Annotated in this window: 10 protein-coding genes; 4 read left to right on the top strand and 6 right to left on the bottom strand. The window is 65.9% G+C overall.

The genetic code is table 11. From position 1 onward, the window contains the following. Positions 1–100 precede the first annotated feature (100 nt). Together G4G71_RS18820 and G4G71_RS18815 are read right to left on the bottom strand one after the other, a co-directional pair. Positions 101–1,465, bottom strand: coding sequence for a glutamine synthetase family protein (locus G4G71_RS18820; RefSeq protein ID WP_169939513.1), 1,365 nt, complete (start codon positions 1,463–1,465; stop codon positions 101–103). Positions 1,466–1,640: 175 nt separating this feature from the next. Continuing rightward, a complete protein-coding gene (locus tag G4G71_RS18815; RefSeq protein WP_024763537.1) occupies positions 1,641–1,829 on the bottom strand; it encodes a hypothetical protein in 189 nt (62 codons plus the stop codon). 232 nt (positions 1,830–2,061) lie between these two features. On the opposite strand from G4G71_RS18815, the gene G4G71_RS18810 reads away from it, so the two are divergent. Then, on the top strand, positions 2,062–2,331 hold the full coding sequence (locus G4G71_RS18810; RefSeq protein ID WP_054909907.1) for a ubiquitin family protein: 270 nt from the start codon (positions 2,062–2,064) through the stop codon (positions 2,329–2,331). Positions 2,332–2,342: 11 nt separating this feature from the next. Continuing rightward, positions 2,343–3,446, top strand: a complete 1,104-nt coding sequence (locus tag G4G71_RS18805) for a WD40/YVTN/BNR-like repeat-containing protein (RefSeq protein ID WP_169939512.1) — start codon at positions 2,343–2,345, stop codon at positions 3,444–3,446. Here G4G71_RS18805 and G4G71_RS18800 read toward each other — a convergent pair. Both G4G71_RS18800 and G4G71_RS18795 read right to left on the bottom strand, forming a co-directional pair. Then, positions 3,425–3,568: a hypothetical protein gene (locus G4G71_RS18800; protein WP_156160346.1), complete on the bottom strand. Its 144-nt coding sequence runs from the start codon at positions 3,566–3,568 to the stop codon at positions 3,425–3,427. The genes G4G71_RS18805 and G4G71_RS18800 overlap by 22 nt on opposite strands. A 23-nt stretch (positions 3,569–3,591) precedes the next feature. Continuing rightward, positions 3,592–5,124, bottom strand: coding sequence for a RimK family protein (locus G4G71_RS18795; protein WP_420826022.1), 1,533 nt, complete (start codon positions 5,122–5,124; stop codon positions 3,592–3,594). Between the two features lie 141 nt (positions 5,125–5,265). Between G4G71_RS18795 and G4G71_RS18790 the strand changes: the two genes are divergently transcribed. Both G4G71_RS18790 and G4G71_RS18785 read left to right on the top strand, forming a co-directional pair. Next, positions 5,266–5,745, top strand: coding sequence for a GNAT family N-acetyltransferase (locus G4G71_RS18790; protein WP_169939510.1), 480 nt, complete (start codon positions 5,266–5,268; stop codon positions 5,743–5,745). Beyond that, positions 5,742–6,605 (top strand): MBL fold metallo-hydrolase, encoded by an 864-nt coding sequence (locus G4G71_RS18785; protein WP_169939509.1) that lies wholly within the window; start codon positions 5,742–5,744, stop codon positions 6,603–6,605. The genes G4G71_RS18790 and G4G71_RS18785 overlap by 4 nt, the downstream gene beginning before the upstream one ends. A gap of 92 nt (positions 6,606–6,697) precedes the next feature. Here the strand turns inward: G4G71_RS18785 and aceF are convergent, their stop codons facing one another. Together aceF and aceE are read right to left on the bottom strand one after the other, a co-directional pair. Further along, positions 6,698–8,638, bottom strand: a complete 1,941-nt coding sequence (aceF, locus tag G4G71_RS18780) for a dihydrolipoyllysine-residue acetyltransferase (protein WP_169939508.1) — start codon at positions 8,636–8,638, stop codon at positions 6,698–6,700. Between the two features lie 11 nt (positions 8,639–8,649). After that, entirely contained in the window at positions 8,650–11,298 is a 2,649-nt protein-coding gene (gene aceE / locus G4G71_RS18775; protein ID WP_169939507.1) for a pyruvate dehydrogenase (acetyl-transferring), homodimeric type, read from the bottom strand. Positions 11,299–11,305: the final 7 nt, after the last annotated feature.

Genomic DNA, 11,305 nt, shown 5'->3' with positions numbered 1-11,305 from the left:
GCATTTCTTCTCGCGGCACGGATACCCCCTCTCCCTTCATGGGGGGGACGCCCAGTCAGAGGGCTGGGGAGAGGGGCTTGCAAGCAGTTGCACGATGCTTTCACGCCTGCGTCAGATACCAGCGCCAGTCCTGCTCGCCGACCTCGCCCATGAACTGGCGGTACTCGGCCTGCTTGACCTTCAGGTAGACGCCGAGGAATTCGTGGCCCAGCGCATCGCGCGCCCAGCTGGAACGCTCCAGCGCGCGCAGCGAGGTGAGCCAGTCGGTGGGCAGCAGTTCCTTGGCCTGGGCGTAGCCGTTGCCTTCTACCGGCGCACCCGGATCGATGGCCTCGCGGATGCCGCGATGGATACCGGCGAGGATCGCGGCGGCGGCCAGGTAGGGGTTGGCGTCGGCGCCGCAGATGCGGTGCTCGACGTGCCGGGTATTGGCCGGGCCGCCGGGCACGCGCAGGCTCACGGTGCGGTTATCGCAACCCCAGGTCGGCGCCAGCGGCGCGTAGCTGTTGGCCTGGAAGCGGCGGTAGGAGTTGGCGTTGGGGCAGAACAGCAGCAGCGAGTCGAGCAGGCTTTTCAGCATGCCGCCTACGGACTGGCGCAGCAGCGGAGTGCCCGCCGGATCTTCACTGGCGAACAGGTTGTTGCCCTCGGCGTCGGCCAGGGACACGTGCATGTGCATGCCGGTACCGGCCAGATCGTCGAACGGCTTGGCCATGAAGCAGGCCTGCATACCGTGCTTGTGCGCCACGCCCTTCACCAGGCGCTTGTAGCGCACGGCCTGGTCCATGGCGACCAGCGCATCGCCGTGCTCCAGGGTGATCTCCACCTGGCCCGGCGCGTATTCGGAAATCGCCGTGCGGGCCGGAATGCCCTGGGCCTTGCACGCGGCATAGAGGTCGGCGAGGAACGGCTCGATCTGCTCCAGCTCGCGCAGGCCGTAGACCTGCGTGGCGCGCGGGCGGCCACCGTCGGCGTCCAGCGCCGGTTGCGGGCGGCCATTGGCATCGCGCTTGGCGTCCAGCAGGTAGAACTCCAGCTCGCAGGCCATCACCGGGTGGTAGCCGTCGGCCTTGAGCCCGTCGATCACGCGCAGCAGCACGTGGCGCGGATCGGCGATGTCCGCCGGCTTGCCTTCCTCGGGGTGCATGCTGACCTGCACCGCCGCCGTGGGAATCTGCCGCCAGGGCAGGCGCACCAGGCTGCCTTGCAGGGGATAGGCGCGGCAGTCGATATCGCCCACGTCCCAGACCAGCCCGGAATCCTCCACATCCTCCCCGTGCAGGGTGAGGCCGAGAATGGTGCTGGGCAGCGGCCGGCCGGACTGGTACACGGCGAGCAGTTCCTCGCGGTGCAGCAGCTTGCCGCGCGGCACGCCGTTGGCGTCGAGGATGAACAGCTCGACCATCTCGATATCGGGGTTCTGGGCCAGGAAATACTGGGCTTCTTGCACGGAGGCGAAATTCATGGGGCTCTCGTTAGCATCCACTCGGATGCGCTGACGACCTGCAGGCCAGGGCCGCGCCGACGGGCGCAGGATTGAAGGCAGGCAAGCGATACAACGGGCTACGTCTTGTTCGAGAACGGCGTTTGGCCAGTCCTGAGCGTAGTTCCGTCGAGGGAATCCGGGCGATGACGCCCGATCAGCGAGAGGTGCTGTCCGGTGGACGGGCGTGGCGGCAGTGCCAGAGCGCCCAGAAGGCCAGTTCGAGAGGCAGGGTCAGCGGTTGCAGTTCGAGCCAGCGGGCATGTTTGCGCGGCAGGCGGACGGCGCTGCCGGCCTTGCGGGCGGCGACGGGTTCCAGCGATGCGGGCGAAACGAGCAGATGCATGTCGAAGGTTATGGCTGACGATTCCCGGAGACTCGCACGGCGGATGGGTTTGTTAAATGTGATTTTCACGACGTTTGGTTTCGTTTTATCGAAACTGAATGCCGGGGAAGGACCGCTGCGAAGGCCGTTCCAGAGCCTCTCCGGTGGCCATCGCGCATCCCGTCGAAGCGCTCGGAACACCTGCCGCACCTGCCCTAGACTGGTGCAGTCAGCGCCCGTTGCGAGTTCGCCTATGTGCCGTATCGCCTTCGCCCCGTCGATCCAGCGTCACGTCCCCATCGAGGAGCGCGAGCTGACGGCGGATACCTTGTCCGGCGCATTGGAAATGGTCTTCGCCGAGGCGCCGAAGTTGCGCGGCTACCTGCTGGACGACCAGGGCGGATTGCGCCGGCACCTGACGATTTTCATTGATGGGCTGCGCCTGCGGGACCGCGCCCGCCTCAGCGATGCGCTGGCGGCGGACAGCGAGGTCTACGTGGTTCAGGCTCTGAGCGGCGGTTAAGGAGGCGAGTAATGGATGATCGACTGCTGGTGGCGACCCGCAAGGGCCTGTTCACCTTCCAGCGTGGCGCGGACGGTTGGCAGGAAAGCCGCCGCGACTTCATCGGCGAACCGCTCAGCACCGTGCTGGCCGACCCGCGCGATGACGCCCTCTACGCCGCGCTCAACCTCGGCCACTTCGGCTGCAAGCTCTGGCGCCAACGCGCCGGTGAAGATTGGCAGGAAGTTGCCGTGCCGACCTATCCGCCGCAACCCGACCCGCTGCCCGAACCCGCGGAAGGCGAAGCGCCGCCCGCGCCCTGGACCCTGCAACAGATCTGGTGCCTGGAAACCGGTGGCGCCGCCGAACTCGGCGTGCTCTGGGCCGGCACCATTCCCGGCGGTCTGTTCCGCAGCAACGACGGCGGCGACAGCTGGGAACTGAACCGCCCACTCTGGGATGTGCCCGAGCGCTCGCGCTGGATGGGCGGCGGCTATGACTGGCCGGGCATCCACTCGGTCAGCGTCGACCCGCGCGACAGCCAGCACCTGACCGTCGCCGTGTCCTGCGGCGGCGTCTGGCAGAGCGATGACGGTGGCGCCAGTTGGCGCCTGAGCACCGCCGGCATGTACGCCGACTACATGCCGCCGGAGCTGCGCGAAGAGGGCGCCATCCAGGACCCGCACCGCCTGGTGCATTGCCCGGCACAGCCGGATCGCCTCTGGGTGCAGCACCACAATGGCATCTTCACCTCGACCGATGGCGGCTCGCGCTGGAACGACGTACAGGGCGAACCCTCGAGCTTCGGTTTCGCCGTCGCCGTTCACCCGACCCAGCCGGACACCGCCTGGTTCGTTCCCGCCGTGAAGGACGTCTGCCGGATTCCGGTGGACGCCCGCTTCGTCGTCACCCGCACCCGCGATGGCGGCGCCACCTTCGAGGTGCTCGATGGCGGGCTGCCCCAGGGCGCCGCCTTTGACCTGGTGTATCGCCACGGCCTGGCCATCGACGATGACGGCGCCTGCCTGGCGATGGGCTCCACCACCGGTGGCCTGTGGCTTTCGGAGAATGGCGGCGACCACTGGCAATGCCTGTCCGCCAACCTGCCGCCGATCTACTGCGTGCGCTTTGGCTGAGCCTTGCGCCTTGCCTGTTCGCGCACCTCGCGTGGCTTCATGCGGTGGTCGAAGTAATTGATCGCGGTGCCGAACACGACGATGGCGATCAGGATGGTCAGGCCGATATGCGTGGCTTCCATGGGATTCTCCTTGGGCAGTTCGCTCAGAGCGCCTGGCCGCGGCGCTTGAGTTCCAGGCGGCGGATGAATTCCTCCAGCACCCGGCGGTAAAGGTCGTCCTTGAGGCAGGCATCCTCGATGCCGGCGTCGAGGTTGGGGTTGTCGTTCACTTCGATGACCACCACTTCGCCGTCCACCTCCTTCAGGTCGACGCCGTAAAGGCCGTCGCCGATCAGGTTGGCGGTCTTCAGTGCCAGCTCCACGACGGCAGGCGGCGCGCTTTCCACCGGCAGCGTGCGGCACTCGCCGATCACCTCGCCGTCGGCCTTGTGCTGGACGATCTGCCAGTGCCCGCGCGACATGAAGTACTGGCAGGCGAACACCGGCTGGCGGTTGAGGATGCCGATGCGCCAGTCGAACTCGGTGTAGAGGTACTCCTGGGCGAGCAGCAGCACCGAGTGCTCGAACAGCTCGGCACTCACGCTGTGCAGTTGCTGGGCGTCCTCGACCTTGTAGACGCCACGGGAGAAGCAGCCGTCGGGGATCTTCAGCACCAGCGGGAAGCCCAGCCGCGCGCCGACGCGCTCCAGTTCCTGCGGGTTGTCCTTGTAGAGGATTTCCGTGGCCGGCATGCCCAGGCCGTGGCTGCGCAGCAGGTCGGTGAGGTAGACCTTGTTGGTGCAACGCAGGATCGACGCCGGGTCGTCCATCACGATCAGCCCCTCGCTCTCTGCTTTCTTGGCGAAGCGATAGGTGTGGTCGTCAACGCTGGTGGTCTCGCGGATCAGCAGCGCGTCGTACTCGGCCAGCCGCGCGTAGTCCTTCTTCTCGATCAGCTCGACGTCGATGCCCAGTTGCCGGCCGACCCGGACGAAGCCTTCCAGGGCGCCGGCATTGGAGGGCGGCAGGCTTTCCGCCGGGTTGTGCAGGATGGCCAGGTCGTAGCGCGCCAGGCGCCGCGAATTGGGCTGGCGCCAGACGCGCCGGCTGAAGCGGTCGAGGGCGTCGGCGAACTGGTCCTCCTGGTTATCGCGCAGCTTGTGCAGCGCGCCGGGGCGGATGCCCGCGATGTGCCAGGCGTCGGTGCGGCGGAAGTCCACCAGCAGAATGGGGCAGGGGAAGGCCTCGAACAGCTGGCGGGCGATGGGCTGCAGCGGCTCAAGGTCCGTATGGCCGAAATACAGGCGCAGGGTGAAGCCGTCGGTGCTGGCGCAGGGATGCTGGGCGAGGGCTTTTTCCAGGGATCTTTCCAGGCCGTCCAGGGCCAGGCCGTAGAGGGATTTCTTCGCCAGTTCGCTTATGGTGCGTACCGACGGAATCACCTTGTGGCCCCGCGCTTCGGCCAATAGTGAACAGTAATAACCGTGGCCGAGATATTTATAGTTGCGGCACAGGTTGATGACCTGGAAGCGCTTTCCCGATTCGAACTGATGCGAATCTTCCAGATACTCGCGGGCGCTCAGCATATCTTCGCTGGGAATATAGGACGCCCAGTCTTCCTTGCGCTCGACGATGATCAGAACCTGGCTGGCCCTGGCTGAAGGAGGCTCCGCAGAGGCGTTGGTGACGACATGCAGGGAACTTGCGCTGAACTTTTCATGGAAGTTAGTGTGTAACGAAGACATTGTTCACGGACCTGTCTGAAAGTTGCCGTGTGTCTATTAAGCAGTAACTTCAGGAAATGTCCCGGTTCATTACGAAAGTTTTACGGAGTGCCCATGTCGCTGTTATATCGCCTTGCCGCGCCGGCCGATCTGGCAAACTTGCTGGAGCTGGAAGAAGAGTGTTTCGAGCAGGATCGCATGAGTGGCCGCAGCTTTCGCAGACTGATCGGAACACCCAGCGCCATCCTGCTGGTTGCCGACCGTGATGGAGAGTTGCTGGGCTACGCGTTGCTCCTGCTGAGACGGGGCTCGGACATCGCCCGCCTATACTCCCTGGCGATTTCCCGGCAAGCGCGAGGGCAGGGCCTTGGCGGTGCGCTGTTGGAGCGGTGCGAAGAGCAGGCCCGGGCGCGCGGTTGCCGGCGCCTGCGCCTGGAGGTGCGCACCGACAACGCCGGCGCCATCGGCCTTTACGAGCGCAGCGGCTACGTCCGCTTCGCCTGCAGTGCCGGCTTCTATGAAGACGGCAGCGATGCCTGGCGCTACGAGAAACCGCTCGGCGCACTGGCCCCGACAGCAAGGAACCCGGCATGACCGCCCGCATCCAGCACTTCTTCGACACCGCCACGTCCACCTACAGCTATGTGGTCGCCGACCCTGTCACGAGCCATTGCGCCATTGTCGATCCGGTGCTGGACTATGACGCCGCAGCGGGCCGGGTCAGCCATGACAGCGCCCGGCGCATCGCGGCCTATGTGCGCGAACAGGGCCTGACGGTGGAGTGGCTGCTGGAAACGCACCTGCACGCCGACCACCTGTCCGCATCGGCGTGGCTCACGGGTGAATTGGGCGGACGCCTGGCCATCGGCTCCAGCATTGCCCAGGTGCAGCGCACCTTTGCCGGGCTGTTCAACCTGGGCGAAGACTTCCCTTGCGACGGCAGCCAGTTCGACCACCTGTTCGCGGACGGCGAAGTGTTCACCATCGGCAACCTGCACGCCGAGGCCCTGCACACTCCCGGTCACACGCCGGCCTGCATGACCTACCGCATCGGCGATGCGGCCTTCGTCGGCGACACGCTGTTCATGCCTGACTATGGCACCGCCCGCTGCGATTTCCCCGGCGGCGATGCGCAGCAGTTGTACCGTTCGATCCAGCGGCTGTTCGCGCTGCCCGATTCGACCCGGCTGTTCCTCTGCCACGACTACCTGACGGAGGGGCGCGAGGAGCACCAGCACCAGACCACGGTCGAGCGCGAGCGCAGGGAAAACGTGCATGTGCACGACGGTATCAACGAGGATGCCTTCGTCGCCATGCGCGTGGCCCGCGATGCGACGCTGAACGCCCCGGCGCTGATCTGGCCGTCGATCCAGGTGAACATGCGCGGCGGCGTGTTGCCCGAAGCCGAGGCCAATGGCGTGCGGTACCTGCGGATTCCGCTGGATCGGATGTGACAGGTTCGCGAGCAAGCTCGCTCCTACAGGAAGCGCATCCGACTCGCTCTTCGTAGGAGCGAGCTTGCTCGCGAACCGCGCCGGGAAGGGCGCTATAGCAACAAACTGCGAATATCCCCCAGCACCTCTCCGAGCCGCCGAGTGAACCGCGCCGCTGCCGCACCGTTGATCACCCGGTGGTCATAGGACAGCGACAACGGCAGCATCAGCCGCGGTTGGAAGGCCTTGCCGTCCCACACCGGCTGCATCGTCGCCTTGCTCACGCCGAGGATCGCCACTTCCGGCGCATTGACGATGGGCGTGAAGCCGGTGCCGCCGATATGCCCCAGGCTGGAGATGGTGAAGCAGGCGCCCTGCATCGCGTCGGCGGAGAGCTTCTTGGTCCGTGCCTTCTCCGCCAGTTCGGCGGCTTCCAGGGCAAGCTGCAGCAGCCCTTTCCTGTCCACGTCGCGGATCACCGGCACCAGCAGGCCATCCGGCGTGTCCACGGCGAAGCCGATGTGCACGTAATGCTTGCGGATCAGCGCCTTGCCGCTGGGCGCCAGTGAGCTGTTGAAGTCCGGCAGCTCGCGCAGCAGGTGGGCGCAGGCCTTGAGCAGGATCGGCAGGATGGTCAGCTTGGTCCCGGCCTTTTCCGCCGCCGCCTTCTGCGCGATGCGGAAGGCTTCCGCCTCGGTGATGTCGGCGGACTCGAACTGGGTCACGTGGGGCACGTTCAGCCAGCTGCGGTGCAGGTTGCTGGCGCCGACCTGCATCAGCCGGGTCATGGCCACTTCTTCGATTTCGCCGAACTTGCTGAAGTCGATTTCCGGAATCGGCGGAATCCCTGCGCCGCCAGTGGCTCCTGCCGCTGCGCCGGGCTTGCTCCGTTGCAGTTGCTCCTTCACGAACAACTGCACGTCCTCCTTGAGGATGCGGCCCTTGGGCCCGGTGCCGGTAACCTGCGCCAGGTCGACGCCGAACTCGCGGGCGAGCATGCGCACCGCCGGCCCGGCATGGACCTTGGTGCCGTCACGACTAGGCGCACCGACGGGCGCCACTTCTGGCGCCTTGGGCTGCACAGGTGATGGGGCGACAGGGGCGGCGGGGTTCTCCGGGCTGGGAGCCAAAGCCTGGGCTGGAGCGCTACCTGCAACTTCCAGCTCGAGGATTTCGTCGCCTTCCTTGAGCGTGTCGCCGATCTTCACCTTGATGGCTTTCACCACGCCGGCCCTGGGCGCGGGGATTTCCATGCTGGCCTTGTCCGACTCCAGCGTCAGCAGGCTCTGGTCGGCCTCGATGGAGTCACCCACCTTGACCATCAGTTCGATGACGTTGCCCTGGCCGTTGCCGATATCCGGCACGCGGATGGTCTCGATGCCGCCGCTGGCCGCAGGTGCGGCCTGCTGTTCCTTCGCCGGAGTGGGGGCTGGAGCTGGTGCGGAGGCGGGCGCTGCAGCGGCCGGAATGCTGGCGGGTGCGGCGCCGCCCTCGGTTTCCAGTTCGAGGATGTCGTCGCCTTCCTTGAGGGTGTCGCCGATCTTCACCTTGATCGCCTTCACCACGCCGGCTTTCGGCACAGGAATCTCCATGCTGGCCTTGTCCGATTCCAGGGTCAGCAGGCTCTGGTCGGCCTCGATGCGGTCGCCGACCTTGACCATCAGTTCGATGATTTCGCCCTGGCCGTCGCCGATGTCCGGCACCTTGATGGTTTCCACGCCACCGCCTCCCGCAGGCGCGGATTGCGGGGCCGGTGCGGCGGGCGCGGGTTGTTCGGCTGCCGGTTTGGCGGGCTCCTCGGCCTTGGCCTGGGTGGTGCTGTTTTCGGCTTCCAGCTCGAGAATCTCGTCGCCTTCCTTGAGGATGTCGCCGATCTTCACCTTGATCGCCTTCACCACGCCGGCTTTCGGCGCAGGAATTTCCATGCTGGCCTTGTCGGATTCCAGGGTCAGCAGGCTCTGGTCGGCCTCGATGCGATCGCCGACCTTGACCAGCAGTTCGATGACTTCGCCTTCGCCGTTGCCGATGTCGGGTACGCGGATGGTCTCGCTCACGGTGCCTCTCCTCAGCAGTCAAGCGGGTTGGGTTTTTCCGGGTCGAGGCCGAACTTGGCGATGGCCTCGGCCACCACTTTCGGCTCGATGTCGCCGCGATCGGCCAGCGCCTCCAGCGCGGCGAGCACCACCCAGTGGCGGTCCACCTCGAAGAAGTGACGGAGCCTCGCGCGGGTGTCGCTGCGGCCAAAGCCGTCGGTGCCCAGTACCTTGAATTCCTTGGTCGGCACCCACTGGCGAATCTGTTCGGCGTAGACCTTCATGTAGTCGGTGGAAGCGATCACCGGCCCGCGCCGGCCGCCGAGGCAGTGCTCGACGTAGCTCGCACGCGGTTTCTGCCCCGGATGCAGGCGATTCCAGCGTTCCACGGCCAGGCCGTCGCGGCGCAGTTCGTTGAAGCTGGGCACGGACCAGACGTCCGCGCCTACGCCGAAGTCCTCGCGCAGGATTCTCGCCGCCGCCTCGACCTCGCGCAGGATGGTTCCCGAGCCGAGCAGCTGGACGTGGTGCGCGGCGCCGCGCTTGTCCTCGTCGAGCAGGTACATGCCCTTGATGATCCCTTCCTCGACGCCCTTGGGCAGTGGCGGGTGCGGGTAGTTCTCGTTCATCACGGTGATGTAGTAGAAGACGTCCTGCTGCTCCTCCATCATCTGCCGCACGCCTTCCCTGATGATCACCGCCAGCTCGTAGGAGTAGGTCGGGTCGTAGGTGCGGCAGTTGGGGATGACCGAGGCGAGCACGTGGCTGTGGCCGTCCTCATGCTGCAGGCCTTCGCCGTTGAGCGTGGTGCGCCCGGCGGTACCGCCGAGGAGGAAGCCGCGGGTCAGGCTATCGCCGGCCGCCCAGGCGAGGTCGCCGATACGCTGGAAGCCGAACATCGAATAGAAGATGTAGAACGGCAGCATCGGCTGGCGATAGTTGCTGTACGCGGTGCCGGCTGCGATGAACGACGACATGGCGCCGGCCTCGGTGATGCCTTCCTCGAGGATCTGGCCCTTCTTGTCCTCGCGATAGAACATCAGCTGCTCCTTGTCGACGGGCTCGTAGAGCTGGCCCACCGAGGAGTAGATGCCGAGCTGGCGGAACATGCCCTCCATGCCGAAGGTGCGGGCTTCGTCCGGGATGATCGGCACGATGCGCTGGCCCAGTTCCTTGTCCTTGACCAACTGCGAGATGATCCGCACGAACGCCATGGTGGTGGAAATCTCGCGGTCGCCTGAGCCGTCGAGCAGCGCCTTGAGCGTTTCCAGCGGCGGTGCCGGGATGGCCTGGCTGTTGCCATGGCGATGGGGCATGAAGCCGCCCAGGGCAGCCCGGCGTTCCTTCAGGTAGCGCGCCTCGGCGCTGTCCTCGTCGGGGCGATAGAAGGGCAGCCTGGGCAGGTCGGCGTCCTTGATCGGGATGTCGAAACGGTCGCGGAAGGCGCGCAGGCTGTCCACGTCGATCTCGTGGATGTTGTGGGCGATGTTCTTCGCCTCGCCGGTGCCGGTGCCGTAGCCCTTGATGGTCTTGGCCAGGACCACGCTGGGCTGGCCCTTGTGGTTCACCGCCTGGTGGTAGGCCGCATAGACCTTGTACGGGTCGTGGCCGCCACGGTTGAGCTTCCAGACCTCCTCGTCGGAGAGGTCCTTGACCATCTCCAGCAACTCGGGCCGCTTGCCGAAGAAGTGCTCGCGGACGTAAGCGCCGTCCTTGGCCTTGTAGTTCTGGTAGTCGCCGTCTACCGCTTCGTCCATCCGCGCCTGCAGCAGGCCGGCGGTGTCCTTGGCGAATAGCGGGTCCCACAGGCGCCCCCAGATCACCTTGATCACGTTCCAGTTGGCGCCACGGAACACGCCTTCCAGCTCCTGGATGATCTTGCCGTTGCCGCGCACCGGGCCGTCCAGACGCTGCAGGTTGCAGTTCACCACGAAGATCAGGTTGTCGAGCTTCTCGCGCCCGGCCAGGGAAATCGCACCGAGGGATTCGGGCTCGTCGGTCTCGCCGTCGCCGAGGAAGCACCAGACCTTCTGCTTGCCGGCGGGAATGAAGCCGCGGCTCTCCAGGTATTTCATGAAGCGCGCCTGGTAGATCGCCTGGATCGGCCCCAGGCCCATGGACACCGTGGGGAACTGCCAGAAGTGCGGCATCAGCCGGGGGTGCGGGTAGGAGGAGACTCCCTTGCCATCCACCTCCTGGCGGAAGTTCTCCAGCTGCTCGTCGCTGAGCAGCCCCTCGATGTAGGCGCGGGCGTAGACGCCCGGAGAGGCGTGGCCCTGGAAGTAGATCAGGTCGCCGGCGTGTTCCTCGGTGGGGCCATTGAAGAAGTAGTTGAAGCCGATGTCGTAGAGGGTCGCCGAGGAAGCGAAGGTGGAGATGTGCCCGCCCAGCGACGGGTCCTTGTGGTTGGCACGCATGACCATTGCCAGTGCGTTCCAGCGCACCAGCGAGCGGATGCGCCGCTCCATGAACAGGTCGCCGGGCATGCGCGCTTCATGGCCGACCGGAATGGTGTTGCGATAGGGCGTGGTGATGGCGTAGGGCAGTTGCGTGCCGGTTCGGCTGGCCAGCTCGCCGAGGCGAGTCATCAGGTAGTGGGCGCGCTCTTCGCCTTCTTTTTCCAGTACGGATTCCAGCGCGTCCAGCCATTCCTGGGTTTCGACGGGGTCGATATCGTGCATGGTCAGG

The organism is Pseudomonas multiresinivorans, assembly GCF_012971725.1.
Lineage (GTDB): Bacteria > Pseudomonadota > Gammaproteobacteria > Pseudomonadales > Pseudomonadaceae > Pseudomonas > Pseudomonas multiresinivorans.
This window is presented reverse-complemented; position numbering and strand designations above follow the sequence as displayed.

Excerpts from the sequence above, each read along its gene's own strand:
- G4G71_RS18820 (WP_169939513.1), bottom strand. The coding sequence starts at position 1,465 with ATGAATTTCGCCTCCGTGCAAGAAGCCCAGTATTTCCTGGCCCAGAAC.
- G4G71_RS18815 (WP_024763537.1), bottom strand. The coding sequence starts at position 1,829 with ATGCATCTGCTCGTTTCGCCCGCATCGCTGGAACCCGTCGCCGCCCGC.
- G4G71_RS18810 (WP_054909907.1), top strand. The coding sequence starts at position 2,062 with ATGTGCCGTATCGCCTTCGCCCCGTCGATCCAGCGTCACGTCCCCATC.
- G4G71_RS18805 (WP_169939512.1), top strand. The coding sequence starts at position 2,343 with ATGGATGATCGACTGCTGGTGGCGACCCGCAAGGGCCTGTTCACCTTC.
- G4G71_RS18800 (WP_156160346.1), bottom strand. The coding sequence starts at position 3,568 with ATGGAAGCCACGCATATCGGCCTGACCATCCTGATCGCCATCGTCGTG.
- G4G71_RS18790 (WP_169939510.1), top strand. The coding sequence starts at position 5,266 with ATGTCGCTGTTATATCGCCTTGCCGCGCCGGCCGATCTGGCAAACTTG.
- G4G71_RS18785 (WP_169939509.1), top strand. The coding sequence starts at position 5,742 with ATGACCGCCCGCATCCAGCACTTCTTCGACACCGCCACGTCCACCTAC.
- aceE (WP_169939507.1), bottom strand. The coding sequence starts at position 11,298 with ATGCACGATATCGACCCCGTCGAAACCCAGGAATGGCTGGACGCGCTG.